Annotated in this window: 21 protein-coding genes, 1 tRNA gene and 1 rRNA gene (1 of these 23 cut by a window edge); 12 read left to right on the top strand and 11 right to left on the bottom strand. The window is 46.1% G+C overall.

Annotation, left to right across the window (positions count from 1 at the left end; translation table 11 throughout):
• Positions 1-607 (bottom strand): 16S ribosomal RNA (locus CWM47_RS16325); it reaches 900 nt to the left of the window's first position.
• A gap of 725 nt (positions 608-1,332) precedes the next feature.
• Here CWM47_RS16325 and CWM47_RS16320 point away from each other — a divergent pair.
• The 3 genes from CWM47_RS16320 to CWM47_RS16310 all read left to right on the top strand — a co-directional run bounded on the left by CWM47_RS16320 (position 1,333) and on the right by CWM47_RS16310 (position 6,914).
• Positions 1,333-2,559: a metallophosphoesterase family protein gene (locus CWM47_RS16320; protein WP_100989306.1), complete on the top strand. Its 1,227-nt coding sequence runs from the start codon at positions 1,333-1,335 to the stop codon at positions 2,557-2,559.
• Positions 2,556-5,645 (top strand): AAA family ATPase, encoded by a 3,090-nt coding sequence (locus CWM47_RS16315; protein WP_100989305.1) that lies wholly within the window; start codon positions 2,556-2,558, stop codon positions 5,643-5,645. The genes CWM47_RS16320 and CWM47_RS16315 overlap by 4 nt, the downstream gene beginning before the upstream one ends.
• 222 nt (positions 5,646-5,867) lie before the next feature.
• Complete coding sequence (locus CWM47_RS16310) at positions 5,868-6,914, top strand: alkaline phosphatase D family protein (protein WP_100989302.1); 1,047 nt, start codon at positions 5,868-5,870, stop codon at positions 6,912-6,914.
• An 85-nt stretch (positions 6,915-6,999) separates the two neighbouring features.
• On the opposite strand, the gene CWM47_RS16305 is transcribed toward CWM47_RS16310, so the two are convergent.
• The 3 genes from CWM47_RS16305 to CWM47_RS16295 form a co-directional block, all read right to left on the bottom strand.
• Entirely contained in the window at positions 7,000-7,818 is an 819-nt protein-coding gene (locus CWM47_RS16305; RefSeq protein ID WP_100989300.1) for an enoyl-ACP reductase FabI, read from the bottom strand.
• Positions 7,819-7,927: 109 nt separating this feature from the next.
• A complete protein-coding gene (locus tag CWM47_RS16300) occupies positions 7,928-8,965 on the bottom strand; it encodes an alpha/beta hydrolase (RefSeq protein ID WP_100989298.1) in 1,038 nt (345 codons plus the stop codon).
• A complete protein-coding gene (locus CWM47_RS16295) occupies positions 8,962-10,413 on the bottom strand; it encodes a methyltransferase RsmF C-terminal domain-like protein (protein ID WP_100989296.1) in 1,452 nt (483 codons plus the stop codon). The genes CWM47_RS16300 and CWM47_RS16295 overlap by 4 nt, the downstream gene beginning before the upstream one ends.
• A 47-nt stretch (positions 10,414-10,460) precedes the next feature.
• Between CWM47_RS16295 and CWM47_RS16290 the strand changes: the two genes are divergently transcribed.
• The 3 genes from CWM47_RS16290 to CWM47_RS16280 all read left to right on the top strand — a co-directional run bounded on the left by CWM47_RS16290 (position 10,461) and on the right by CWM47_RS16280 (position 12,469).
• Complete coding sequence (locus tag CWM47_RS16290; protein WP_100989294.1) at positions 10,461-10,973, top strand: KdsC family phosphatase; 513 nt, start codon at positions 10,461-10,463, stop codon at positions 10,971-10,973.
• A 96-nt stretch (positions 10,974-11,069) separates the two neighbouring features.
• On the top strand, positions 11,070-12,341 hold the full coding sequence (gene bioA, locus CWM47_RS16285) for an adenosylmethionine--8-amino-7-oxononanoate transaminase (protein ID WP_100989292.1): 1,272 nt from the start codon (positions 11,070-11,072) through the stop codon (positions 12,339-12,341).
• A 55-nt stretch (positions 12,342-12,396) separates the two neighbouring features.
• Positions 12,397-12,469 (top strand) — tRNA-Gly (locus CWM47_RS16280).
• Between the two features lie 345 nt (positions 12,470-12,814).
• Here CWM47_RS16280 and CWM47_RS16275 read toward each other — a convergent pair.
• Positions 12,815-14,182, bottom strand: coding sequence for a hypothetical protein (locus CWM47_RS16275; protein ID WP_157815976.1), 1,368 nt, complete (start codon positions 14,180-14,182; stop codon positions 12,815-12,817).
• Between the two features lie 594 nt (positions 14,183-14,776).
• Here CWM47_RS16275 and CWM47_RS16270 point away from each other — a divergent pair.
• The gene (locus CWM47_RS16270; RefSeq protein WP_100989288.1) at positions 14,777-17,929 is read left to right on the top strand and encodes a PAS domain S-box protein; all 3,153 of its coding nucleotides are present in this window, start codon (positions 14,777-14,779) and stop codon (positions 17,927-17,929) included.
• Between the two features lie 209 nt (positions 17,930-18,138).
• On the opposite strand, the gene CWM47_RS16265 is transcribed toward CWM47_RS16270, so the two are convergent.
• The gene (locus tag CWM47_RS16265; RefSeq protein WP_100989286.1) at positions 18,139-18,339 is read right to left on the bottom strand and encodes a hypothetical protein; all 201 of its coding nucleotides are present in this window, start codon (positions 18,337-18,339) and stop codon (positions 18,139-18,141) included.
• Positions 18,340-19,116: 777 nt separating this feature from the next.
• Here CWM47_RS16265 and CWM47_RS16260 point away from each other — a divergent pair.
• Complete coding sequence (locus tag CWM47_RS16260) at positions 19,117-19,332, top strand: DUF6965 family protein (protein WP_100989284.1); 216 nt, start codon at positions 19,117-19,119, stop codon at positions 19,330-19,332.
• 99 nt (positions 19,333-19,431) lie between these two features.
• Here CWM47_RS16260 and CWM47_RS16255 read toward each other — a convergent pair whose 3' ends face one another.
• Positions 19,432-19,671, bottom strand: coding sequence for a hypothetical protein (locus CWM47_RS16255; protein WP_100989282.1), 240 nt, complete (start codon positions 19,669-19,671; stop codon positions 19,432-19,434).
• Positions 19,672-19,824: 153 nt separating this feature from the next.
• Positions 19,825-20,055, bottom strand: a complete 231-nt coding sequence (locus CWM47_RS16250; protein WP_240625921.1) for a hypothetical protein — start codon at positions 20,053-20,055, stop codon at positions 19,825-19,827.
• Positions 20,056-20,268: 213 nt separating this feature from the next.
• Here CWM47_RS16250 and CWM47_RS16245 point away from each other — a divergent pair, with 213 nt between their 5' ends.
• Positions 20,269-20,787, top strand: a complete 519-nt coding sequence (locus CWM47_RS16245; RefSeq protein WP_100989278.1) for a DinB family protein — start codon at positions 20,269-20,271, stop codon at positions 20,785-20,787.
• Positions 20,788-20,897: 110 nt separating this feature from the next.
• Here CWM47_RS16245 and CWM47_RS16240 read toward each other — a convergent pair whose 3' ends face one another.
• From CWM47_RS16240 to CWM47_RS16230, 3 genes are all read right to left on the bottom strand, one after another.
• A complete protein-coding gene (locus CWM47_RS16240; RefSeq protein ID WP_100989276.1) occupies positions 20,898-22,370 on the bottom strand; it encodes a BCNT domain-containing protein in 1,473 nt (490 codons plus the stop codon).
• 88 nt (positions 22,371-22,458) lie between these two features.
• Positions 22,459-23,895: a S41 family peptidase gene (locus CWM47_RS16235; protein WP_100989274.1), complete on the bottom strand. Its 1,437-nt coding sequence runs from the start codon at positions 23,893-23,895 to the stop codon at positions 22,459-22,461.
• A 234-nt stretch (positions 23,896-24,129) separates the two neighbouring features.
• Positions 24,130-24,483: a YraN family protein gene (locus CWM47_RS16230; protein ID WP_100989272.1), complete on the bottom strand. Its 354-nt coding sequence runs from the start codon at positions 24,481-24,483 to the stop codon at positions 24,130-24,132.
• A 101-nt stretch (positions 24,484-24,584) separates the two neighbouring features.
• On the opposite strand from CWM47_RS16230, the gene lipB reads away from it, so the two are divergent.
• From lipB to CWM47_RS16215, 3 genes are all read left to right on the top strand, one after another.
• Positions 24,585-25,343: a lipoyl(octanoyl) transferase LipB gene (gene lipB, locus CWM47_RS16225; protein WP_100993907.1), complete on the top strand. Its 759-nt coding sequence runs from the start codon at positions 24,585-24,587 to the stop codon at positions 25,341-25,343.
• A gap of 123 nt (positions 25,344-25,466) precedes the next feature.
• The gene (locus CWM47_RS16220; RefSeq protein WP_100989270.1) at positions 25,467-25,871 is read left to right on the top strand and encodes a hypothetical protein; all 405 of its coding nucleotides are present in this window, start codon (positions 25,467-25,469) and stop codon (positions 25,869-25,871) included.
• A 56-nt stretch (positions 25,872-25,927) separates the two neighbouring features.
• Positions 25,928-26,665, top strand: coding sequence for a 3'-5' exonuclease (locus CWM47_RS16215; RefSeq protein ID WP_100989268.1), 738 nt, complete (start codon positions 25,928-25,930; stop codon positions 26,663-26,665).
• The last annotated feature ends 80 nt before the right edge of the window (positions 26,666-26,745 follow it).

The raw sequence follows: 26,745 nt of genomic DNA, 5'->3' as shown, positions 1-26,745 counted from the left end.
CAGACGGTTAAGCCGCCTGCTTTCAAATCAGACTTAAATGACCACCTACGCACCCTTTAAACCCAATAAATCCGGACAACGCTTGCACCCTCCGTATTACCGCGGCTGCTGGCACGGAGTTAGCCGGTGCTTATTCCCTGGCTACCGTCAAATCATCCCGCAGGACAAGCTTTCTTCACCAGTAAAAGCAGTTTACAACGCTGAGCGCCTTCATCCTGCACGCGGCATGGCTGGGTCAGAGTTGCCTCCATTGCCCAATATTCCCTACTGCTGCCTCCCGTAGGAGTTGGGTCCGTATCTCAGTACCCATGTGGGGGCCAATCCTCTCAGAACCCCTACTGATCATCGTCTTGGTAGGCCGTTACCCTGCCAACTAACTAATCAGACGCAAGCCCCTCTCATACCCATAAATGTTTACCCGTATCACCAGGTGATCACACGGGACCGTGCGGGTTTACCCCAGCTTTCGCCGGGCTATCCCCCAGTATGAGGCAGGTTGCTTACGCGTTACGCACCCGTTTGCCACTGTCCTTGCGAACCGTTCGACTTGCATGTATTAGGCCTGCCGCTAGCGTTCATCCTGAGCCAGGATCAAACTCTCCATCGTAAATAATTGTGTCACGCCAGTGGCGTGACTGTCTTGTTCAACCGACGACCGAAGTCGTGAAGTTGAGTTGTTTATTGTGCTGACCGTTTGTCAAAGAACTTGGCGCCTGACCCGTTGGTCGAAGCGTTGTTGAGGTGTCGTTTAAACCAGTTAAACTGTGTCTCGTTGTTTGGGAGTGCAAAGGTACACTTTATTTCCCGATTGTCAAGTAAAGTTGAAGTTATTTTTAAAACTTACTTTTTCAACTTTTCCTGTTAACTGATTGATAACCAAAGCGTTGAACTTGTTTTCTCAATCATTCCCGATATTTGGGAGTGCAAAGGTACGAGACGTTCGTTAGTTTGTCAAGTAAATCTGAAAATAAATTTTGACATTGATTTTCAGTGAGTTGCACTTAATGAATTGATAGTCACTGACTTGCGTCGTTGTTGTCAACTCATTCCCGATGTTTGGGAGTGCAAAGGTAGGTTCATTTTTGCCCTCTGTCAAGACCTGTCTTGAAAATAGATTTAGAAGTGCCAAAGATTATTTGGTAAAACCCGTATAATCAATCAGTTACCCTACGAAATTATTTTTAAACTTTTTTGATGTTCACCGGTTTGAACGCCCAAAACGGTATCAACTAGAGCCTAAACAGGCTTTTTTAACCGTTATGCCATCCTTATGAATTATATTGCATGAGCTATTTGTATCAGTTCATCCCGATACAATGAGTTATTCATCCAATGAAACTATTACATACTGCGGACTGGCATTTAGGAAAACGGCTTCAGGATTTCCAGCGCTTACAGGAACAGCGAGACGTATTGGCAGAAATAACAGAAGTCGCTAATCGGGAAGATGTGGATTTGGTTCTGGTGGCGGGCGACTTATTCGATACGTTTAATCCCGACCCTAAAGCCGAAGACCTACTATATAGTACGCTTAAAGACCTAACGGCAAACGGTCGACGGACGGTAGTTGCTATTGCAGGCAATCACGATAACCCAGACCGGATTGAAGCGCAGGATCATTTCGGGCGGGAGTGCGGAATCATCTTCGCCGGTTTTCCCAAAACAGAGGTGCGTTCGTATGAGCTGAGTTGCGAAGCGAAACTCCTTTGCTCGGCACCGGGATTTATTGAACTGAAGTTACCCCGACATGAATATCCTATACGTATTATACTAACGCCCTATGCTAATGAGACACGGCTCCGGTCGTATCTCGGCATGGCAATTCTCGATGATGAACTTCGGCAGCATTTACACCAGCACTGGGCTGCCCTGGCGGATACCTATATGGATGATCAGGGTGTCAATCTATTAATGGCACATTTGTTTGTCATGAAACGGGGGGGAGAGCAGCCCGAAGAATCGGACGATGAGCGTAGTATTTTACAGGTTGGTGGCGCATCGGTCGTGTATACGGACATGATTCCGCCCCAGATTCAATATACGGCGCTTGGGCATTTACACCGGTATCAGCAGCTAGCGGGTGGGCCTTCTCCTGTCGTATATAGTAGCAGCCCCCTAGCCTATAGCTTTGCGGAAGCCGATCAGCAGAAATACATCGTTATTATAGAGGCAGAACCGGGGAAAGCCGTTACGGTTAATCCGATTCCGCTGGCAACCGGTAAGCGGTTATTACGTCCCAAGTTCAAACGCGTCGATGAGGCCGTTGAGTGGCTGACCGAGAACCCGAATTGCTATGCCGAGATCACGATGCAAACCACAACGTTTTTGACGAGTGATGAACGCCGTCAGCTTCAACAGGCGCACGAGTCATTGGTAACGATAATTCCCGATGTACAGGATGTGGACGACACCGTACAGGAGGAGACTACGGCCATTGACCTTACCCAACCAATGGAAGCGCTGTTTACAAGTTATTTTAAGAATAAGAACAAGGGGCAGGAGCCGAATGAACGCTTACAGCACTTGTTTAAAGAGATTTTAGCGACAGACCCTGAATGATACCCATTAAATTATCCGTACAAGGACTCTATTCATATCAGGAATTACAGGAAATTGATTTCCAGAAACTAATTGGTTCGAGTGTATTTGGCATTTTCGGGAAAGTTGGTAGTGGCAAAACGTCTTTGCTGGAAGCTATTAGCTTTGCCTTGTACGGCGAAACAGAGCGACTGAATAGTCGTGACAATCGTCTGTATAATATGATGAACCTGAAATCGAATCACCTCATTATTGATTTCGAATTTCAGGCTGGAGCCGACCAGCAAGTATATAAGTTCGTATATGAGGCCAAACGTCATCCCAAGAAACACCACGAGATAGGACCCGGCGAACGTCGATCGTTTATCCGTCAGGGCAACGAATGGCAACCTATCGGCAATGAAAAAGAAGATGTAGCAGTATTGACGAAACAGATTCTGGGCTTAGACTACGACAATTTTAAACGGACAATCATTATTCCGCAAAACCAGTTTCGGGAGTTTTTAGAACTCAGCCCCCGCGACCGGACGGAGATGATGAATCAGTTATTTAAGCTTGATCAGTATGACTTAGCTGGCCGGGTGAGCAAGTTGAGCAAAGCCAACGACAATCAATTAGCCGAGTTACGTGGCTTATTATCGCCCCTTGAAGCCGTTACACCCGAAGTAATTGAGCAGGCAAACGCTGATATCGCCATAATCACAGAATCTCTGGTAAAAAAAGACGCCGAAATTAATCTGTTGGGACCCGATGAGAAACGGCTGTTGGAAAATCAGCAACGAAGCAAAACGCTGGTCCTGACACAACAGGAATTAGCCCAACTTCTTATAAAAGAACCTGCACATCGCCAGCGCGAACAAGATTTATCCGTTTATGAAACCTGCTTACTCATCTTTCAGGCCGATTTTTCGGGGCATGATAAACTAAACGCCAAAAAGGTAAAGCTCGCTGAAACTGAACGCACAGCCCAGCAACAACTGATTTCTGTAACGAAACGATTAGCTGGTTTGCAAAGCGTATATGAAGCCGCTAGACTGGCTTATGAAACCAGAGATGAATTGCAGCAGAAAATTGACGAGCTGGATACCGTACAACAAATTAGAACGTTGCAACAAACCATTGGTGAGCAGACTCATTACCGCGATTCGCTGACCAGTCAACTCAACCAACAAACAACTTTAATCGAACGCCATAAAGCGGATCGCGCCAAACACCAGCTTATTCTCGATAATGGTATCGGGCGAACATCTGACCTTGAACGACTTTATAAAGTAAAGAACTGGTTTACGGCCTATAAACCCCTGAAAAAACAAGCCGATGACCTTGAGGTGGCCGTTGGTAATTACGACCGGACTATTGAAAAACTTAAGCAACAGAAGAACGATGCATTAGTGAGTTTTCCAGCCGATTGGACTGACTTGACGCTTAAAACCTTACCGGATGCGATTGAGCAGGCTCTTGCCAAATTTAAAGAAGTTCGGGAAGACCGTGAGACCAGACATCGGCAATTACTCGTTCAGGATGAGTTACGAAAGTATGCTGATGCGCTGAACGAAGGGCAACCGTGCCCACTTTGCGGATCAACACACTACCCCAACCGACATATGGGCGTTGAGGAAAGCATTGATGTGAAAGGCAGCGAAGCGGGTTTACAGAAAGTAATCCAGCGAATAGAAGTAACCAGCAAGCTACAACTCTCGATCAAGGAGTTGACGACAAAACTTCGGAGCGAACACGAAAATGGCAAACGGCTGATTCAGGAGCGTACCGAGGTCGTTAGGCAGCTGACCGAACATGAAGATTGTTTTATATGGCCGGAGTTTTCGAAAGATCAGGAAGGCGTTGTGGTTGACGCCATCCAAAAGGAAAGTGATACGCAAAAACAGATTCTGGACGCCCAAAAAGCCCTTCAGGATCTTAACAAGCTTATTGGAGAGTCTGAAACTATAGCCAACGACTTAACCAAGAAGGTTGTCGAAGCTGGTAACGCCATCTCCGGCCTAAACGGACAGTTGAAAACAGCGGCTGAATCGCTGGAACATTTCCGGCTGGATGAAGTAAAAGACTGGGGCCTGGATCAAATTGCCGACCTGCGCGAAAAACTCACCAAAACGCACAACCAGGCGAAGGTTAATTTCGACGATTCAGCCAAAAAGAAAAGTGACGCCGAAAAAGAGTTGGCCACCGTTGATGAGCAGATTCTGCAAGCACACCATCAACTCACCGAAGTTGGCACAGAACTGGAAGCACTTGAAGCTACCATTGCTCAGAATCTGACCGACCAAAGCCTGACACGCGACCAGGTGAAACAGATTTTACAATCCAATCTAAACGTCAGCCGCGAACGGCAACAATTAAACGAATACAACGAAGAACGAAGTGGGTTGCAGCTTCAGGTTAACTCTCTGGAAGCCGAGTTAGCCGAGCATCCCTTCGATCCGGTCGAATTAGCGACGATTCAGCAACAATTAACGGGGTTGCAAACCGAAAAAGATGCCTTGAACAAAGATCACGGTAAGGCTACAAGCGTGTTGGCATCACTCGAAACGCAGTGGCAGCAAAAACAGGCGCATCAGAAACGGCACGACGACCTCGACCTACGGCGACAGGATTTAAAGAAAATGGACGAGATGTTCAGAGCGCAGGGCTTCGTGAACTACGTTTCGTCGGTTTACCTGAAAAACCTCTGCGAATCAGCTAACGAGCGTTTTTTCAAACTGACCAACAACCAACTACGGCTCGAACTGGACGACAAGAATAATTTTCTGGTGCGCGATTACCTCAATAGTGGCGAGGTTCGTAGCGTGAAAACACTATCCGGCGGGCAGACATTCCAGGCGGCTCTATCGCTGGCATTGGCATTATCCGACAATATTCAGCATTTGACGAAAGCCAAACAGAATCTGTTTTTCCTGGATGAAGGCTTCGGAACCCTCGATAAAGATTCGCTGCAAACGGTATTCAAAACACTAAAAGCCCTTCGCTCCGAAAACCGGGTGGTTGGTATCATCTCGCACGTAGAAGAACTTCAGCAAGAAGTAGACAACTTTATCCGGGCAGAATCGACTGAAAATGGAAGTCGGATTATTCGGAGTTGGGAAAGTTAAAAGGGAGGAAGGAGGAAAGGGACGAGGGGGAGAAAGGGGATTTCCACCTGTTAACAAATCTTGAAGCTGGCAAATAAACAGTCTGGCTTTTTTACTTTTGGTTTCGTAGCGTGGGTCTTTAGCCCGCGTAGCCGTCAGGCTAACAACGTCAGCTTATTTTAGCCTGGCGGCTGCGCAGAATACCATTCCACGCTACAGTAGTTATAAAATATCCCAACTCGAATGAAAAAACTTCTCACCCTCAGCCTGTTTGCTGGTATCGCTTTGGCAGGATGCCGGACGCCAAAGTCTGACACATCTTCTACTCTATCATTTAAACAAGCTGATTCTTCACGAACAAAAGCAATTACTAAAATCGCCTTTGGATCGTGTAGCGATCAAAAACGCCCACAGCCGTTATGGGATGATATTGTAGCGCAGAAACCAGACGTGTGGGTTTGGCTTGGCGATAATATTTACGGCGATTCGGAAAGTATGGACACGCTGAGGGCTAAATATGCTATTCAAAAGTCGAATCCGGTTTATCAACAATTGCGGCAATTGACGCCCATTATTGGCGTGTGGGACGATCACGATTATGGCGTCAACGATGGCGGAAAAGAATATCCGAAGCGGAAAGAAAGCCAGCAGCTTATGCTCGATTTTCTGGATGTACCGTCAACCAGCCCGCTACGGCAACAGGAAGGCGGCTACTCCGTTCACACCTACGGACCGAAAGGGCAACGGGTGAAAGTCATTTTGCTGGATGCCCGTTATTTCCGCGACCCTCTGAAGAAAGAAAATAAAGTAAATGTCCCCGATCCATCGGGCGATATGCTGGGTGAAGCGCAGTGGAAGTGGCTGGAGCAGCAGCTTACCAAATCGGATGCCGACGTGCATATTATTGGCAGTGGCGTTCAGGTTCTACCCGAAGAACACGTTTATGAAAAATGGGCCAACTTCCCCACAGCCCGAAAGCGCTTACTGGATTTGATCGCCAAAACGAAACCCAAAGGTGCTCTTTTCATCAGTGGCGACCGGCACATGGCCGAAGTCTCTAAGGTTAGTGTACCCGGTCTGGGCTATGACCTGTTCGATATTACGAGCAGCGGCCTCACGCACGTATCGGCCCCGCATGTAGAAGCCAATCAATACCGGGTTGGCGATATGGTTACCAAACTGAACTATGGCCTTATTACCATTAACTGGGCCGCAAAACCGATAACTGCAACCGTTCGTATTAACGGCGATGAACAGGCAACGTATTTAACTCAGCAGATTTCGTTTTAGGTGTAATAAGTAAAATGAGTGCAGCAGGTGAAATGGTTCTAACCACTCCACCTGCTGCACTCATTTTACTTATTACACCTATGACTTATTGTTCCTTATTAATCAATTCCATTATCTCTTCCGAAATACCGGTCATTGAGAAACCGCCATCGTGGAAAAGGTTCTGCATCGTGACCATGCGAGTCAGATCAGAGAACATCGTGATACAATAATCGGCGCACTGGTCGGCGGTAGCGTTGCCCAGTGGCGCAGTTTTGTCGGCGAAATCATAGAATTTATCGAACCCACCAATGCCGCCACCTGCTGTTGTTGGCGTTGGAGATTGCGAAATGGTGTTTACGCGCACCTTATGCGATTTGCCATAGCGATAGCCAAAGCTCCGGGCTATTGACTCCAGAACGGCCTTTGCATCGGCCATGTCCGTATAGAACGGAAACGTCCGTTGAGCCGCCATGTAGGTAAGGGCAACCACAGAACCCCATTCGCTGATGGCATCCAGCTTATGGGCCGTTTGCATCATTTTATGGAATGACAGCGCCGAGATGTCGATACTTTGCTTAAACCAATCGTAGTTCAGGTCGGTATACGCTTTCCCTTTTCGGATGTTCGGGCTCATACCGATGCTGTGCAGCACAAAGTCGACTTTACCACCCAGAATTTCGGTTGATTTGGTGAACAGGTTTTCCAAGTCTTCAACGGAGGTAGCGTCAGCCGGAATAATTTCGGCGTTACAATGTTCCGCGAGCTGTTTGATTGCCCCCATACGCATCGCAATGGGTGCGTTGGTGAGTGTAAACGTAGCACCTTCTTCTTTCGCTTTCAAAGCGACTTTCCAGGCGATTGATTTTTCGTCCAGGGCACCGGAAATGATGCCGCGTTTTCCATTCAGTAATCCGTAAGCCATGTTTTTAATGTATAATGGATAATGAAGAATGGATAAAGGAAAGCAGCTGACGAACAAAAACGTTCTTCATTGTCCATTATACATTATTCATTAATCCCTCAAAGTTAGGTTATTTTTTCGCGCCAAGGGCAAGTGTCGGCACTGATACCGGCGTTGACGGCACTTTTAGTATGGTTGACATAAATTTTTCGGTTGCCTGGTAAACGCCGTTGAGGTCGCCGGATGTAAAATGGGAGGCTATTACGTGTTCTCCCGCGTTCGGAAAGGCTATTTTCTCTTTTTTATCGGCGGGCGTCCCTAATTCATCGTACATCGCCAGCATGGCCGGTACCGACACTACGTTGTCCTGATGCTCTTCGTCTTTATAATAATAGCCCATAAATACGGGCTGCTTCACTTTTTGAAACTGCTCTGGTGTCATATAGGCATTGAGCATCGTTTGCAGGGTAATCAACCCGTTGGTATGGTACTGTGGAAACCAGTATTTAGCGCGGGCACCGTTGTAGTGCGTATTAACTAGGTGTTCGCCCTGAAAAACCTGATTAAGAATCTGCTTTCCCCACGGACCAGTAGCGAGTTTCAGAGCCGGATTAGCCGTAGCAATACAGGGCGAATACAGAATTAATCCATCTATTTCGGGGTGGTGAGCAGCCAGATATAGCGTGAGCATCCCTCCTGCCGATGTACCCATGACAATAACTTTATCACCCAATGATTTACCAATCGCCAACGCACGTTCGGCAGAGGCAGCATAGTTGGCTGGGGTAATATCTTTCAGCGCGTCTGGCGAATCGACCCCATGTTCAGCGGTGCGGGCCAGGTACAGGTTACACCCAAAGTGCCTGGCGATTTGTTTATGAATCGGGTCTCCCTCGGCCCAACTGGCCGAAAACCCCGGTATGTAAACGATACTATAGGGCGTTTTAACTCTACGCAAACTGTCGGCCCAAACAATGCGGGCTTCATTGTCGAAACGCAAATTCGCTTTGCTTTCCGATTCAGCAATGCTTTTTTCAAGCTTGACTAGGTCGGGATCGAGCGTAATCGTTTCGTCTTTGACCGCTTCGGGATGAGCCGTCGGACCCGCGAAATAACCAACCGCAAGAACGGCCACCAACAGGCCCGTAATGGTAAAAAACCGCTTCATACGTATTCCTTTATATCCATTCTAATTCGCCAGTCTTTTGGCAAATAGTTATTGACCCGCGTGCCAACACCTTTAACCCAACCCAGATTCATACCTTTATAGCGAGCTAACAACCAGCCTTTAACGGGCTCATCGAACACCAGATTTTCTTTCTTAAAGTAGCGTAGTGCGTCTTCCTTACTCAGTTCTAATCCCGGAAGAGTCTGATTAACAGCCGTACTAAGCGCCAGCGCGTGCGACGGAATAAAATCCGTGCCCTTAAATTGTCCCATTTCCAGGCCAAAGCCTTTGCTTTTTAGGGCACTATCCAGAAATAAGAATGTTTTTTCGAGCGCTTTTGGCAAAGCCATCACATCACCATTGGGTTTCTCCCAAAAAGAAAAATCGGCTGGATTCTGGAGCCATTTGGCCGCCGAAGCTGTTTCTCGCGGACGTAGCGCCCGGATCGTACGAAAAGTCCGGGCCTCTAATTTAACCGGAGCGGTAAAAGTTGTCTTCTTAAAAACGCTGATAAAAAAGCCTTCGCCCCGAACCCGGTGCGGGTAGCATTGATACCCTACAGCATCACCTGTTTCATCGTTACCGGCCTGTCTTTCCACAATATTCCATTCAGATGGCAGGATCAGCGGTCGGTTTCTGAAACCATTCTCGACCAGAAAGCGGACATTCTCGGCATTTTCCTGTTCATTATAGGTACAGGTACTGAAAATCAGAATACCGTCTTTATCCAGCAAAGGAGCGGCTGCGGCTAGAATCCGTTTTTGTCGAGCCGAACAAAGGTCAACGCTTGCTTCTGACCATTCCTGCATGGCATCGGGGTCTTTCCGGAAAAGCCCTTCACCCGAACAGGGTGCATCGACCACCACAACATCGAAGAATCCCGTCAGGTTGCTCATATCCTCCGGGTCGTGGTTGCTTACCACCACATTTGGATAGCCCCATTTGTCCAGATTCTCGCGCAGGACAGACACCCGGCTGCGAATCACTTCATTGCAAATCAACAGACTATCGGGGTGCAGCGCCGAGGCCAGCAACGTACTTTTTCCGCCCGGTGCTGCGCATAAATCCAGAATCCGCAACGGACGGTCGAGGTTAACAGTTTGCCGGAGGGCTTCATACAACAGCATCGACGAGGCCTCCTGCACATAATAGGCCCCCGCCTGAAACAACGGATCAAGCGTAAAGCTTGGTCGTTCGGGCAGGTAATACCCTTGAGGGCACCAGGGTACTTGCGCTAGTTCGGTTGTATCGTAAGCCAAACCAGCATCCGGGTTAAGCGGGTCTGTCAGCTTGCGTGGGTTTATGCGAATACTTACAGGCGTGGGCTGCACCAGTGCCGATTCAAATTCGGTAAACTCCGCACCTAACTGGGCCTGCATTTGTGTCAAAAACGCCGAAGGCCATTCAGCCTGTGGCTGGATACTCCCCGACAGCTTATGTGTTGTCATGTGACAAAAATACGGAACTGTCGGGCGGTTTTCACTAAACTTGCAGCATGGCAGCGACACAAGCCCGATTCGGGCAAATCAAGACCTTTATTTTCGATGTAGATGGCGTACTGACCGATGGCAGTGTTACGCTATTGGCATCGGGCGAGCGTTTTCGGACGGTTTTCATTCGCGATACTTACGCTATTGAGCAAGCGATCAAGGCTGGATTTCGGGTGGGCATTGTTTCCTCAGCCAATGCCGATGGCATTCGTAGCTGGCTGGCGGCCATGAATGTGAAAGACGTTTTCATGGGCGGCCCCTCCGACCAAAAAATAAATGCGTTTCTTGGTTACGTTGCCCGCGACGGCCTTAACGAATCCGAAATTCTGTACATGGGCGACGATATGCCTGACTACCCAATTTTGAGTCGAACAGCCATTTTAAGCACCTGTCCGGCTGATGCCGTCGACGAGATTCAGGCGGTCTGTCAATATATATCGTCGAAAGTAGGTGGACGTGGTGCCGTTCGGGATGTGATCGAACAGGTTATGAAAGCACAGGGGAAGTGGGGTATTTGATTATAATGTAAAATGAATAATGCACAGTGATACCAGTTTCTTTCGATTCGTTATTCATTTTACATTATTCATTTCTACGCATTTTATTTTAGATAGATGAACAACTTAGCGGAACGTGATCAGGCTGTCATCTGGCATCCATTCACGCAAATGCAAACGGCCCCGTTGCCAATTCCCATTGTACGGGGCAATGGGTCAATACTATATGGTGCCGATGGTCGGGAATACCTGGATGTCATCTCTTCCTGGTGGGTGAACATTCACGGACACGCACACCCACATATTGCCAAACGAGTATCGGAGCAGCTTCAAACGCTCGAGCACGTCATTTTTGCCGGGTTTACGCACGAGCCCGCCGTTGAACTAGCGGAACGGTTGCTGGCGATTCTCCCCTCAAACCAATCGAAGATTTTTTATTCGGACAATGGCTCTACCGCCGTTGAGGTCGCGTTGAAAATGGCGTTTCAGTACTGGCACAACCTGGGGAGGCCACGCAAAAAGATAGTAGCGTTCGAGAATGCCTATCACGGCGATACTTTCGGAGCTATGGCCGTTAGTGGACGTAGTGCTTTCACGGCCCCTTTTGTTCCCTTTCTGTTCGATGTAGAGTATCTACCTGTACCGACTCCCAGTCAGGAAGAAGCTGTTCTACAACAGGCTGAAGCCTTATTTACGGAAGAAGTGGCGGCCTTTATTGCCGAACCACTTGTGCAGGGTGCAGGCGGAATGACGATGTATGCCCCTGAGGTGCTGGATAAGCTATTCCAATTAGCTCGTAACAAAGGCATTCTTCTCATTGCTGATGAAGTCATGACCGGTTTTGGTCGCACGGGGAAGTTGTTTGCATCAGATTATTTGACCGAAAAGCCCGACTTGATGTGTCTGTCGAAAGGGTTGACGGGTGGCACAATGGCGCTGGGCGTTACGGCCTGTGCAGAGCCTATCTACAAGGCTTTTCTGTCAAGCGACAAGCATAAAACGCTCTTTCATGGGCACTCATTTACGGCAAACCCGCTCGCTTGCACAGCTTCATTAGCGAGTATGGATTTACTGCTTTTACCCGAAACACAGGCTAACATTCGGCGGATTGCCGCAAGTCATACCGCATTTTCAATTACGTTAGCCACCTACCAAACCGTCGAAAACATTCGGCAGCATGGCACCTTACTGGCGTTTGATTTGAAGGCTGGCGAGCAAACCTCCTATTTCAATAATATTCGCGATACGGCCTATAATTTCCTGCTTGATCGTGGTGTTTTGATGCGCCCGCTGGGTAATGTTTTGTATTTGATGCCACCCTACTGCACTACAGATGAGCAGCTTAGGTATGCCTATACGCAGATAGAAAAGTTACTAACAACCATCTGATTCTAACGGCTTGACATTCTAATTTTAATAATACACCTTTGTTTCACCAATCGACGCGGGAGTAGCTCAGTTGGTAGAGCGGCAGCTTCCCAAGCTGCAGGCCGTGGGTTCGAACCCCATTTCCCGCTCACACATAACCCCATGAAAATTAGCCGGTTAGCAGATGTGCTGGCCGGTTTTTTCATGATTAGGCAAATCGGGTGAAACGATGGTTTACACAACTTCTGTATTTGCACTTCGAATTACAAATAGTTTATGTATTACAGCAAGTATTTCACTTATTTCGTCGGTGTTGGCCAATATACAAACGCCATTGATTTCAGGGCATTTTTTTGTCTACTTGTTGACGATGTAATCTGATAAGCCCCTGAACCTGGACCAAAAAAACTGCTTTAAATTATTCACTATCAACCCATTAATAAGTTAATTAACTGTTAGTATTTATACACTTGGGGAGCATTTACTCAGGGCTTCTAATGGTTTGTTTCGCCTGGCACCTCCGGGTAGCCGGGCTCATCCAGAAATTGGGCCGACACACTATCGCCTAAGTGCTGCCAGTCCTGTAGAATCCAGACCACCTTTTTGTTAGGTGTAATTTCGATAGCTTGCGGTAGACTAGCATTACAGAACCGAGTAAATAGTACTGTATTGCCGTTGGATAACCGTTCGCAGGTTTGAGTAGCGGTTATTTTGCCTGCGTTTGGGGCAAGTTCGGTGAGTTGGTCCTGAATGTCAGCAATAGAAACCTGCCAAACAATTTCACCCGTCCGGTTTATCTCTACCGATGTCATGGCATTTTCCCGCTGGAAAAGGTAATTGCCATTTTTAAGCGGAACCCCTCCCCACATAGACCCCGGATCGTGCGTCCAGATCAGGTTGAAATTTTTGTCATATTCATAGAAGGTGTGGCTTCCCAAAGTGCCAGCCACGTAGGTGCCCTTACTGGTCATGCGGAACCGCCGGCACTGACCGTGAGGGCCTTTGCCCAGCTCCTTTAACTCCTTTTCCAGCTCGTATTTTCCCGTGACTTTGTTATACAACTTGACAATGGCTACATCGCTCTGATTCTGGAGAAAAAGCACTTTATCAACACCGATGGGCTGGCATGTATGAATTTCGGTGCCTTTAGGGCTATCATAACGCCACACAATCTCTTTTTTAGGCGTTATTTCCTCAATGTATTTCATGTGCGCGTGAAGGATATTTCCGTTGGACAGGAGCCAGATTTCATCGTCTTCCCAATCGTTTTCGGTGTCGTAGTGCCAGGTCAGTTTCCCATTGATGACCATGCAGATGCGCCGGTTATTTTCGCCAATGTAGATAAAGTTGTGCTTACCCAATTGCCCCCCAATAAGGTCTGGTACAACTGTTGCGTCCGCACATTTTGGCGTCGAGGGCGATTCATGTGGTCCCCGCTCAGGAATGCCCGGATCTGTAAATAAGTGAAGTATGTTGCGCAGCGGGTATTGGGATTTCATTTTGGCCTCAATTTGTGTCCTGCTACCTGCCGAAACGGTACATTTCAGGGTGTTGAAGTTCTTCCGGGAAAACGTCAGCACGTAGTTGTTTGGTACTGCCGCTTCTTTTGCCGGGATTTCGAGGGTAAAAACGCCCTTAGCATTGGATTGCGTAGTTATCTCACCTGCGGAAACGCTGACCGAATCAATCAGCATACCATTAATCGTATCGGAGACTATACCCGTAAATACTATTTTCCGGCTGATTTTTGGCCCCTGCGCCAGGCTTGTATTGGCGAACACCAGGCTGATTAGAGAGGCCAGGATGGTTAAACAAACCGGTAGACTGGAACTACTACATGTGCTACCAACAGAATTCTTCATAAGTCAAAGCAATAAGTACGACGGGTTGGTACAACGGGGCAATACGATTAGTTTTCGACAGGCTGACGATGCAAGGTTAGTCTTAGCTTTCTGACTGAGGTCATTACATTAACTAAGCCGCAAAGTCCGTATTTCTAACTATTTTGATAGTCATCTACCCCCTGATTTCTTGACTTAACCTAAGCGATTTTTCGGTGATCGTCCATTGCCTGTTGGCCTGCGTTGATGCCTCTCTATTGTAGTCAGATCGGTTTCCAGTACCAGCTTGGTAAACCTACCCTTCAGGTTGATAAATTCAGGAATCAATTATACCAGCTAACGAAATAAATTCATTTTTTCATTAACTTCTTATTATAATAATTTCACATTAGTATATTTGCGTAATAAATTTATTTATATACTGCTGCATAAATCTCTTACTAATATAATCAGTCAAACCTATAGACTTAACTCTACTCCGAAAAATTATACCTTTTCACTTTATCATGTTGATCTGTAGATAAGTACTTAGAATCCGCACTGAGCACCTATAAGCTCAGTGAGTTATACATATCAATCCCACGCTTATCTATACAGGAAAACGACAAGATCTTTATGACATCTGATTTATTGATTGGCGATCTTGCGAATCTACCAATAGGCGTTCTGGTATGTGAACTTACCAAGGGGCCACCAGACCCAAGGAAGGAGTTAGTAATTACTTATCAGAATCCCTTTGCGTCTGCTTTGCTGGGCGCTAGTCCTACCTCAACAACTTCACTGCTCCTCAGGGATATTCCACTTCTTCAATCGCTGACCGAAACCGCCTTCGCCGTGCTGGAAACGGGCGTTTCATTGACAACAGAATTGTTTGATCAGGATAAAGGCCAGCGGATAGACTGTTCGCTTCACCGAGTCAAAGGAAAATGCGTTTTTTATGTAAAGACCGATACTGCAAAGACCACCAAGAGTAACAACCAGCCAGATAGAACAGACAATTACCTTATTGAATCATTACGGGCAAGTAATCAATTATTTCAGGCAGTCATTGATACAATTCCCTCAGGATTGGCCCTTTTACAACCCATCCGCCAGAATGGGACTATTGTCGACTTTAAGTACCTTGTAAATAATCCGGTAAATTCTGCGATTACCGGCCTGAGCCAGGAAGCTATACTAAAGCAGCCTTTACTTGTTTTATTCCCGCATCTGCTCCATAATGGCTTGTTCCGTATGATGGTCGAAGTTGCTCTGACGGGAGAAGCCCAGCATATACAATTACAGGACCAGTTGCCATCGGGTGCATTCTGGGGAAATTTTTCGATGGTTCGGGTAGGGGAGAATGTTCTGTTTACAGTTCACGACATTACCCGGCTAAAACAAGTTGAAGACGAACTTCGGCAAACCAACGCCGAACTGGAACAACGGGTAGCCAACCGGTCAGCCGAAGTTCGTCATTTGTCGGCTCTCCAACGGGCTATTCTTCAATATGCGGGCCTGGCCATCACGGTCATTGATACGAATGGTATTATTCAGCTGGTCAATCCAGCGATGGAGGACCTAACTGGTTATAGCACCGATGAGTTGATCGGGAAAGTTACCCCAAGCTCATTACGGGAGCCGGTTTCTCACCAGCAGCGACTCGATCAATTAAAGCCTGACTTGAACAATGCCGTTCTTGAGGGTGATGAACTTGTGCGGGCTTTTGTCACAAAAAATAATTTTTTACGGCGGGAAAATACACTACTCTCCAAAAATGGACAAGCCATTCCGGTTTTGTCAACCGTTAGCGGTCTCTATGACGATGAGCAAAAATTGATCGGCTTTGTTGATATCATAACAGACATCTCTCATCTGAAAGCCATAGAGCAGGCTCTTGTTCAGGCAAATCAACGGAGCCAACTAGCCACCAGAGCGGGCAAATTGAGTATTTGGGAGTGGAATTTGCTCACTGACGAGATACTTCTGGATGAGAATTTTTATACCTACTATGATCTCCCTGACAATACCCGTATTTACTGTCTGGACGATATAAAACAGCTCGTTCATCCTGACGATTTACGCCACTTCAATCAGTACATACAGGAAGTTAGTATTGGCCAAAAACCCTTCGACGTCGAATTCCGTATTATTCTCCCTATCACAAAGACGATCCATTATATTAAAGCAGATGGTTCATTTATTCATAACGAAGAGGGATTGGGCAATCGAATGATTGGCATACTTTGGGATCGTACATCGGAACGGCAGGCCGGACAGGCCCTTCGTGCCAGTGAGCAGCGATATCGGTCCCTAGTTGATCACCTCAAGGAAATAGTGTTCCAAACGGATGCAAACGGCCTGTGGATTTATCTGAACCCAGCCTGGGAAGAAGTAACGGGCTTCGCTAACAGGGAATCAGTAGGTACTTTTTTTCTGGACTACATTTTCCCTGAAGATCGAATCAGCACCATTCAATTGTTCGAGGCCATCAGAAAAAACCAGAAGCTGCTTGTTCAACATACCATTCGCTACATCCACAAAGATGGCGGCTATCGCTGGATTGATGTGCATGCTCAGGTCATGCTTGATAATCGGCGTGTCATGACAGGAATAACTGGTACGCTAACGGACATTACCGAACGAAAAAAGGCGGAGGAGGCTATTATTGAGAGCGAGCAGCGGTTTCGTGACATCGCCGAAAATGTAGACGAGATTTTTTGGATTCGTGATATAAACGAACCCCGCTTTACCTACATAAATCGGGCCTACGAAAAGTTCACGGGGCAACTGGCCGAATCGATATACAAAAACTCACTTCTATTTCTGGACTTTATCGTCGAAGAAGATCGTGCCCGTGTCATGAATTATTTTGTACGAAACGGGAAGGATTCCTCTTTTCAATTCCGAGCCAGACATCAGAATGGAAGTATTAGACACCTGGATGTCAAACTTTTCAAGGTAGACAATGACGAAGGTGTGCTGATACGCCGAATTGGCGTAGCTACGGATGTTACAACGGCTATCGAAAAAGAACTCATCATGGAAGAATCCCTGCAAAAAGAGCGAACGTTAAATGTATTGAAATCCCAATTTATTTCAACGGCCTCGCACGAGTTCAGAACGCCCCTCACGGTAATCAGTTCTAGCGTAGAATTAGTGAAATATTACACTGATTCAAACCCTGGTAATCCTTCAGTTATTAACAAACACCTAAATACAATCTCTAAAAAGGTTACCAGCCTGAACAATTTAATTGATGATACATTGGCGATCAGCAAGATCGATAATGGGAAAATAGAGATAAAGGTAGAGCTGACCGATTTAGTCTCAATCATCGATAGCATTGTGACATTTAGTTTCAGCGATCGGGATGATAATCGCCATGTTGAACGGATAATCGTAGGCACTCCCGTTGCCGTTAGCATTGATAAAAAACTCACCGATCATGTTATTACGAATCTGTTGTCAAACGCGTTTAAGTTCTCAACTCAAAATCCAGTTTTGACGATCAACTTCCAGCAAGAAGACATTACAGTTGCTGTCAGCGATAAGGGAATTGGTATACCAGCCAAAGACATACCTGATTTGTTCGGCAAATTCTTTAGGGCAAGTAACGCATCAGGTTTTCAGGGCACCGGCCTTGGTCTTGCCATCTGCCAGGAATATATTACTCTCCAGAAAGGCAGAATTAGCCTTGACAGTAAAGAAGGAGTGGGAACAACCTTCACCATTTTTCTTGGGAAGAACATTAGTTATCCACAAACAACCCTGAAATCGTGTGGATAACTATCAATTAACAGGTCGAAATGTTAACAAGTCAGGACTCGGTGTCTAATCTCTCCGATAAGCTCACTTAACTGCTATTGAGAGAGAAACCTATGTAGTGTGCACCCCAACGACAAATACAGGCTGTTCGGACAAACTTGAATGGAGAACGCAAAGAAGCCCGGCAGTTAACTGTCGGGCTTCTTTGCATTCCTTACGCCTCATTCGCTTCAGGCGTTCCGCAAGTGATATAGATTATGCTGTAGCCACATAATCTGTTTACGGCAATAGACTAGCTGATCGGTTGGCGCATGAGCGTCCTGTAAATCATCCATCAATTTGAACCACTCCCCGAGATGTTGCTCGGAGAGCAGGATAAGCTCCCGATTAGGGTGAACTGATGACGTTTTATCAATCCGTTGAGTTTCCATAACAACAAAGGTTTGAAGTTAACTCGCTGAGAAAATCAAGCTATTCAAGACTCGTTTACAGCGATGCATGGCTTAGGTAATAGACTTAATTCGTTCAATTAGTAAGCCTATAACAATAACCGGGGCGTTTGTTCTCTCCACGTCAACATTAATTTTCTGGGGACTGCACATGCAAATACCACTTCCTCATTATCAAGGACTATGAGGAACAAAAATTCCGGTGAAAAGTAGAGCTGCCAGAATACGTTAAAGAATGGTGGTGTACAACAGCCGTCATCTAATTAGATGGCGGCTGTTTTGACGCCGGACCTTTTTATTGACTCCTTTTACACAGAATTGGTAAACAGATACATAAAATCCAGATGTCTAACACGCTTTTACCTGCGGTTGATTTAAGGCGGTTAAATAATTTTATTTATTTTTCACAATAAAAGAATATCTGTTATTATCATTTAGAAATATTCGTTAACTTTATATCATCAAAATATTGAATAGGTTAGTATAATTAGTGTGGCTAGGATAGTAAAAGCCCGAACACACTGTGATCGGGCTTTTTAGTAAAAGTATTATCACTTTGCCTATGCTAAGTTACTTACGTAAGGACTAGTCTGAACAATTTATTGAGTGGGAACTAACTAGGTTTAAAAGAGGAAGGCTGGACAGGGCCGGGCATTGCCTGGCTTTTGTTTTTTAGGTATAAGTAAATGAACCCAAAAAGTTGAGTCACTTACGCCTGAAAAAACGACGTACGAACTAACTAATTCTTATTTTTACTTCATGCAATTATGTACCGAACATCAGGAATTAATAAATTTCTTTGACAACCGTCCACTACCTACAGGCCCTCAACACATTAACGAATACAGCGTTTTCCTCAATTTAACAGCTGCGGTGGATAACCAGCTTAAGCAATTGCAAAGCGATGTAGAAGCATCCCAAAAATCGGCAGCCGCCATGCTTTTCGAGGTAAAATTCTGGCTCTCAAAACAATAACTAACGATCAAAAATTACCTTATAAATCATTTATTTCGATATAGTCGGTAAAAAAGCCCAGCCAATGATGGCCGGGCTTTTCTAGTTATAATGACTACGTCACTTGATGAGATTCATTTGACTTCTCACTAAATCCTTACGCACCTTGTCGGCAGCCGCCAGGTCGACCAGCGTAATGTTCGCTCTTTTCCTGAGGGTAGGCGAAGCGGTCAATATCTCGGTAGCCATTTGAATAAGTAAGGCAGCTGTAGCCTGTCCATTTCCTTTGCGACGGGTGGCCCGCTGAGCCGCTTGCTCAAGTACATGAGCCGCTAACTTATGTAGGTGAATAGACTCCATTTTTTCGTTTAAACTAGTTGTTTACGTTCTATTATAAGAACAAAAAAAGTGAAGTTTTCAGCACAAATTTGCGCCTTTTTTTAACCTTATTAACCTACTCAAATGCGCAGATTAGCGGTATTACGACAGTCAAAAACGGGCTGGAACAATAAGTTAACTAACGAATCTTTTAATGATAAGATCTGGGTTAGCGCGTTCGTAATCGTCAATGTAATTTTCACCAAGATCAGTCAGTTCGTAGCAGGTAGTTTCGTTAGCATTTTCGTCGCTAGCTTTTAGAAGACCTATGTTGAGCAATCCCATGATGTAATAATCAATCATCATTCGGTCAAAACTCGTTTGTTGCTCTACCTGGCTAAACGTTGCACAACGTTGCGTAGCCATGAGTATACTATATTGAGCAAACGTAATTATCATGTCTTTACTTATTAATTTAGTAGAATTGCCCTCGTAAAGAGCGCTAGGGCTTTTCACAGGGCAGATTTGATCACATAAAAAGAGGATACACGCTAGTTAACGAAATTTACCAGACAGGGTTGCTAAGATCAATCACTTCTTAGCAAATGGCCCATAGATATACTCATAAATGTACTATAGATGGAAAACCGACAATATCCCATAGGGCCTTTCTTAAGTAAGGAAACTTACTCAGACGACGAATTAGTCAGTCTTATTAAGGTGATTGAGAGCAGTCCGTCACAATACCGGCAACTGGTAGCAAACCTCTCGACTATGGAGTTAGCTAAAACATATCGAGAAGGTAGCTGGACTGTACAGCAGCTTGTACACCATGTGAGTGATATTGCTTTGCTGCATTTTTTACGAATGAAAAAAGCCTTGACAGAATCGCCAAATGAGGCTGCTGTCATGATCGACATGAACAGGTGGGCTGCTACTGCCGACGCAACCAGCGCCCCCATTATCGACTCAATAACAATGTTTGAAGGCGTACACCGCCGATATGCCTATCTGGCCAAATCATTGACGCCACCTATGCTGGCTATTAGCTACTTCCACCCGACCCGGCAAATACAGATTAATCAGGCTCAAGCCTTAGCGATGTCGGCCTGGCACGTGCAACATCACCTGGCGCACATTAAGCTGGCCCTGGCGTAACGTTGCTTCTTTAAACAGAATAGCTCCGTTTTGAACCAGTTGGTCTGGTTCAAAACGGAGCTATGTTACGTTCTTATTTCTAATAAACGATAACAGTTATACTGTTTCGTTTATTTGACAGGTACCTGTTCTTCTTCCTGTTGCTGGCGCACCTGTTTGCCAATAGGAACATATTCTACCTCGCAGGGGTAGCCAAACAGGCAATTTTCTTTAATTTGCTCAGCCACGCGAGCCGGTACCATAGTTTCCCAACCGTCTTCACCCAGCTGAATCATCTCCAGAACGCGGTCTGTTGAGATGTGCAGGTTCTGCTCGTTATAGTCAGTGATGTCTTCTATTTTATCATTACGCACTAGGTATTGAAACAAAGGCTCCAGCGTAGGCGGCAATTTGAACTCATTACACGTATAGATTGCCCCTCCTTTCAGCGTTGGGTAGACGAATAATTTTACCTTTCGACTGAACAGCGTGGCAAACGATTCTAGAATGCCCCCCGGCAAAAATTCGTAGTGGCTTTCCTCAAATATGTATTCCAAGTTCGGTATGCCCACAATCAGGCCGATCTTCAGGCGTGTTAGCCGGGCCAGATAATTAACAAGTTTGTAATATTCCAGGTAATTGGAAATCATTACCGTCTGCCCCATCGAACACAGGATATCTACCCGATCCAGAAAGTCTTTTTCGTCGATACCCTGCTCGTTAGCTTTCAAATTATGCAGGGTCAACTCGGCCATCGACACGACTCGATTTGCCTCCACATCAGCTTCATCCTTAAACTGCTTTAGGCCATTTTCGATCATATCCATCTGGACATTCGTAACCGGTCTTAAACGCCCACGCATCACCAGAATGTGCTTTTTATAGAGCGCTTCCGAGGGTTGCAGTACCTGCCCGTCGGCACCAAACAGGGCGGCATCAGTAAAGCCATTCTTAACCAGGTGCAGGCTCATCAGCCGGTTATCGACATCCGAAAAATCGGGACCGTTAAACCGGATCATATCGATCTGAATCCGTTCTGGTGCCAGATCATCCATCAACGACAGCACCAGCGTTTCGGGCGATTTAGCGTAATAGTAGCAACCATAAATCAGGTTGACGCCAATGATACCCAATGCCTGTTGCTGTAGGATATTTTCGTTGTCGATCATCCTGACGTGGATAATGACATCATTATAACCCGACTGGGGATTAAGCTGAAACCGGCAGCCAAGCCAGCCATGTGCTTCATTGGTTTTCTGGTAATTCAGGGCGACAACCGTATTGGCAAAGGCAAAAAAAGTAGTATCGGGGCCTCGTTTTTCGGCCAGTCGCTTTTCGAGCAAACTATATTCCTTACTCAGCATCTTCACCAGCCTCGACTCAACTACATACCGGCCGCTTTCTTCAACGCCATAGATGGAGTCGCTAAATGTCATGTCGTAAGCCGACATTGTTTTGGCAATGGTTCCCGATGAGCCACCAGCTTTAAAAAACATAGCGGCTGTTTCCTGACCGGCACCTATTTCGGCAAAAGAGCCGTAAATACGTCGGTCGAGATTGACTCGTAATGCTTTCTGCTTAGTACCTATATTCTTTTCGTACATAGTCTGTTGGGCTTGCTGATGCTAAAGTTACAGTATAAAACGCCAAAAGCAGCCTTTGGAGCCGCCTTTAACGCAAAATAATACAATATTAATGTTGCTCAGCAGGCAGCTTATCACGGAAAAACATATTGCTTCTACCAGCCCTGCGGTCAATGGATGAACCAAGTTCAAACGTAGGCCCATCAGCGTGAGCCGCAACACGCCCCGCTCCCGTAATTCGGGCAATAGCCGTACTCAGCATAGATTCGTTTACATCGCCCAATTGTTTCCAAACTTCATTGCTGTATTCTTTTACCTCTACGGATGGTTTGAACCCAGTGGAGTAATCGGACTGGTTCAGCGAATTGAATGTCTTCGTTACAATGGGTTGCATGCCCCATTTGATACGGCCTTTTTCGTCGGAAATGGTAATTGAGCCTACATTCTTACCGTAAGTTGTTGAACCAATGGTCGTTACATCCATAAACGGGCGCAAGCCATTAATAACCAATTCGCTGGCCGATGCCGTACCGCCTGTTGTGAGTATCGTCAAGGTGCGCAGGTTAGCACCGATGTTACTGGATTTTTGCAGAAAGTAACCATTAAACCAATCGGCACCATACGACGCCGTCAAACTCGCTGTCAATGTTTTACTATATTCTTTCTTGTAAAAAATTTTCGATGGATCAACGCCTTTCCCAATCAAACTCCCCAGGTTTTGTGCGGCTGTCACATAGCCACCGGGATTGTAGCGAAGATCGAGAACCAGATCGGTTACACCTTTCGTTTTGAATCGGGCAAACACAGCATCGACCTGATTGTCGTAGGTATGATCGTCGGCGCCGGTTGGCCCCGTAGCGAATTGATTATAAACAAAATAGCCGATTGTTTTTCCTTTGATGGTATAGACCGAATCCAGAAAAACCGGATTAGCCTGAAACACAACGGCGGTTGTTTGTCTGGTCGTCGTGGTGTTGACAATAGCATTGGTGGCGTCTACACTGGCCAGCGTGTACGTCTTTGTATCGCTGGTGCTGTAAACAAGGTCTATGTAATTGCCTGTATTTAACGTTTGACCGTTAATCTGATAAAATATATCACCTCGTTTCAGTCCGGCCTTAGCAGCAGGGGACCCTTTCTGCACATACAGTATTTTACCAATCACATCGTTGCTACTGGCCGTGCGCAAATAAAGTTTATACTCAATACCATCCGTTTTAGTCTCGCCATTCAGCGATGCCTTCAGTTCATCGGCACTCTCCTGTATCCATGAAAACCGGTCACCAGTTGGGTTCGTCGCAACATCATACGTATTGAGCAACGATTTAAAAAAGACATCAGGCGTTAGTGATACATCGGGATTTACCGGAAGTTTATCGTTCCAGTAATAGTAGGTCTTCATGTTATCCAGTATCCAGCCGTTAACCTCCTTATCGGTAACTGGCCCGGTAGGCGTAACGTCTGTACTTTTCTTACACGACGTAACCACTAACAGGGACGAAGCCATAAAAAGCAGGGCCGATCGCCAAACGAAAAAATTCCTCATAGTGATTTGTCACAGTGCAAAACCAATGCCTATTAATAACGCAATTAACATAAAAATAATTGGCTTCATTTTTACCCCAAAAGCATGTTTAACAAAGCATTATAGCTAAAGTGTCTAAAAAAAGTTTAACCACAGAGGCACAGAGAAAACAGAGATCTAAACGACTCATTGTTAATTTATTAGATCTCTGTTTTCTCTGTGCCTCTGTGGTTAAACTTTTTTTAGATTCTCAATTCACGAAAATGCGTCTTCAATGTGTTTACTGTTGAACTCATTTCCTGCCAGCGTAACCGCTATAATGTCGAAGCGAATATCGTGCATCCACCCATGAGCAAAAATGTAGTGTTCAGCAGCTTTCATAACCAGTTTAGCTTTCGTAAACGATACAAACTCCTCGGGGTTTCCGTAGTTAAGGTTTGTGCGGGTTTTAACTTCAGCAAAGATCAGCAATTTTCCTTTTTTGGCAATAATGTCAATCTCCGCATGCTGATAGCGGTAGTTCTGGGCGACTAGTTCATAGCCATTTTCGCGCAGGTAACGGACGGCTTCTGCTTCGCCCTGTTTACCGGTTTCGTTGTGTTGTGCCATAGGTTAAAGTAGGTTACGGAGACGCAATCGAACGAAATACATTCATCTGATTGTTACTAAAAGGAGGTTACCTTATGAAAGGCTGGTTCCTCCGTAAAGCAATGAATAGTCTTATTAATAAACAAGTTGAGGTTCGGCAATTGGGATTGATCGGGTATCAGGAAGCCTGGGATGAACAGGAACGCCTGTTTGCCTCGATAGTCAATCAGAAATTACAGAACCGTGCTTCTCCCAATGATAAACAGCAGCCAACTACCAATTATCTGCTGTTTTGTGAACATCCGCCGGTGTACACATTGGGAACAAGCGGCCACGCCGAAAACCTGTTGATCGACGAGGCTCGACTGGCTACCGAATTCGGTGCAACGTTTTTTAAGATTCGGCGCGGTGGCGATATTACCTATCACGGCCCTGGTCAGTTAGTAGGCTACCCTATTCTGGACCTGGATAATTTCTTTACGGATATTCACCGCTATATGCGGTTACTGGAAGAGAGCATTATTATGACCCTTGCTGACTATGGTTTACAGGCGGGCCGAATCGAAGGCGTCGGTTCGGAACGGTTAACAGGTGTCTGGCTTGATGCCACCGGAAGCAATCCCCGTAAAATCTGTGCGATGGGCGTTAAAGCTAGCCGTTGGGTAACGATGCATGGTTTTGCGTTGAACGTTAACACAGATTTGAGTTATTTTAACCATATTGTCCCCTGCGGCATCACTGACAAAGCAGTTACGTCGCTGGCGGTTGAATTGGGGCATGAGGTCTCGCTGGACGACGTATCAAACAAGGTTCAGCGTCACTTATTCGACCTGTTCGATATGGAGCTTGTAACGGGCCGTGCTGGCGTACCATTGGGCTGACACACCACCGTAAACCCGTAGTTATTAACCTGCATAACGGATTGCCACGTTGGGCAACCCCGCACAGCAACCGGTACCGTAACAACGGACCATGCCGAGACGGGAAAATCCGCGTTATAAACAATGAAAAAAGACATTAATTTTTTGCCCGTTGAGGGCGTACAAATAGTAATTGCCCGGAAAGAGAATCTTCTTGGTGACTATGACTGGCAGGTTTTTTTGATTAACCAGAATGACGTGCCGATCCAAACGGTATTTGTTACTTCTAAAGGCTACGGATTAAAAAACGACGAAGAACAGAAAACATCGACCCTGCGGCATTTCTTCGTAGAAGTTCAGCCGGGAGGCCACGAGGTTGTCGAGACCATAATGCCCGATGTCTTTCACCTGAATAATGAATATTGGGTGAGCTACTTTATCGGCAAACAGATTTTCGACAAGAAGTTTATCTTCGTACCCGACAGCATTGTCGAGAAAAACATCGTAACCATACCGGCCCTGGGTCTTGAAGGAATTTTGCATGCTTAGTCCGCGATTTTGATTCGCGGGTTTTCACCGCTACGGCGGACCGTCCGCGCTACTTTATGCCTCAACCCGTTTCCTGGAAGCGTCGCCTTAAGAACTTCCTCTTTATCGATCTCAAAACGGTGGCGGGTGAGCCGTCGTTAGTAGCTGTTGAACCGCGTCTGCAACGACAGTGGGAAGAGAAAAGCCGTTTTTTCAAGAGCGACGATGAACTTTCGGCAGCGGGCTGGTATGACCGGCGGGCTTCCTACTTTGCCGAGTTTGGTAAAATTATCTGTATTGGTGTGGGCGGACTGTTTTTTGATGATGATGACAAGCCCCACCTAAAAGTTAAGCTTCTGAGCAATGACGATGAGCAAGCGTTGCTGAACGATTTTCTGGTCATTGTTAACCGCTACCCACCCGGCGAACTCACCCTCTGCGCGCATAATGGCAAGGAATTTGACTTCCCTTATTTGTGTCGGCGGCTGATGGTCAACGGGTTACCATTGCCACCAGCGTTACAGATTTCGGGCAAGAAACCCTGGGATATTCCGCACCGGGACACGCTCGAACACTGGCAGTTTGGCGATAAACGGCATTTTGTGCCACTCGACCTGCTGGCGGCTGTTCTGAACATACCCACCCGCCCGCTCGAATGGACAGGCGACCGTACCAGCGAGATTTATTATCGCGAACACGATTGGCCACGTATTGAGCAGTACGCACGCGATTCAATGGTGATGCTGGTTCAGGTCTATTTGAAAATGGTGGGTGCCCCGCTCGTGGCCGACGAGCATATTATCTTGAGTGATTGAGGTGTCAACAATGGATAATTACTAACGTAAAATGAATAATAGACAGTGGATAGTGCTGTTTAACGTCATTATTCATTCTT

This window comes from Spirosoma pollinicola (assembly GCF_002831565.1).
GTDB classification, from domain to species: domain Bacteria; phylum Bacteroidota; class Bacteroidia; order Cytophagales; family Spirosomataceae; genus Spirosoma; species Spirosoma pollinicola.
The sequence above is the reverse complement of the archived record's forward strand: the minus strand, read 5'-3'. Positions and strand labels throughout refer to the sequence as shown.

Bases quoted from the DNA above. Each gene is read 5' to 3' on its own strand.
- CWM47_RS16320 (WP_100989306.1), top strand. From the start codon at position 1,333: ATGAAACTATTACATACTGCGGACTGGCATTTAGGAAAACGGCTTCAG.
- CWM47_RS16315 (WP_100989305.1), top strand. From the start codon at position 2,556: ATGATACCCATTAAATTATCCGTACAAGGACTCTATTCATATCAGGAA.
- CWM47_RS16310 (WP_100989302.1), top strand. From the start codon at position 5,868: ATGAAAAAACTTCTCACCCTCAGCCTGTTTGCTGGTATCGCTTTGGCA.
- CWM47_RS16305 (WP_100989300.1), bottom strand. From the start codon at position 7,818: ATGGCTTACGGATTACTGAATGGAAAACGCGGCATCATTTCCGGTGCC.
- CWM47_RS16300 (WP_100989298.1), bottom strand. From the start codon at position 8,965: ATGAAGCGGTTTTTTACCATTACGGGCCTGTTGGTGGCCGTTCTTGCG.
- CWM47_RS16295 (WP_100989296.1), bottom strand. From the start codon at position 10,413: ATGACAACACATAAGCTGTCGGGGAGTATCCAGCCACAGGCTGAATGG.
- CWM47_RS16290 (WP_100989294.1), top strand. From the start codon at position 10,461: ATGGCAGCGACACAAGCCCGATTCGGGCAAATCAAGACCTTTATTTTC.
- bioA (WP_100989292.1), top strand. From the start codon at position 11,070: ATGAACAACTTAGCGGAACGTGATCAGGCTGTCATCTGGCATCCATTC.
- CWM47_RS16275 (WP_157815976.1), bottom strand. From the start codon at position 14,182: ATGAAGAATTCTGTTGGTAGCACATGTAGTAGTTCCAGTCTACCGGTT.
- CWM47_RS16270 (WP_100989288.1), top strand. From the start codon at position 14,777: ATGACATCTGATTTATTGATTGGCGATCTTGCGAATCTACCAATAGGC.
- CWM47_RS16265 (WP_100989286.1), bottom strand. From the start codon at position 18,339: ATGGAAACTCAACGGATTGATAAAACGTCATCAGTTCACCCTAATCGG.
- CWM47_RS16260 (WP_100989284.1), top strand. From the start codon at position 19,117: ATGCAATTATGTACCGAACATCAGGAATTAATAAATTTCTTTGACAAC.
- CWM47_RS16255 (WP_100989282.1), bottom strand. From the start codon at position 19,671: ATGGAGTCTATTCACCTACATAAGTTAGCGGCTCATGTACTTGAGCAA.
- CWM47_RS16250 (WP_240625921.1), bottom strand. From the start codon at position 20,055: ATGGCTACGCAACGTTGTGCAACGTTTAGCCAGGTAGAGCAACAAACG.
- CWM47_RS16245 (WP_100989278.1), top strand. From the start codon at position 20,269: ATGGAAAACCGACAATATCCCATAGGGCCTTTCTTAAGTAAGGAAACT.
- CWM47_RS16240 (WP_100989276.1), bottom strand. From the start codon at position 22,370: ATGTACGAAAAGAATATAGGTACTAAGCAGAAAGCATTACGAGTCAAT.
- CWM47_RS16235 (WP_100989274.1), bottom strand. From the start codon at position 23,895: ATGAGGAATTTTTTCGTTTGGCGATCGGCCCTGCTTTTTATGGCTTCG.
- CWM47_RS16230 (WP_100989272.1), bottom strand. From the start codon at position 24,483: ATGGCACAACACAACGAAACCGGTAAACAGGGCGAAGCAGAAGCCGTC.
- lipB (WP_100993907.1), top strand. From the start codon at position 24,585: ATGAATAGTCTTATTAATAAACAAGTTGAGGTTCGGCAATTGGGATTG.
- CWM47_RS16220 (WP_100989270.1), top strand. From the start codon at position 25,467: ATGAAAAAAGACATTAATTTTTTGCCCGTTGAGGGCGTACAAATAGTA.
- CWM47_RS16215 (WP_100989268.1), top strand. From the start codon at position 25,928: ATGCCTCAACCCGTTTCCTGGAAGCGTCGCCTTAAGAACTTCCTCTTT.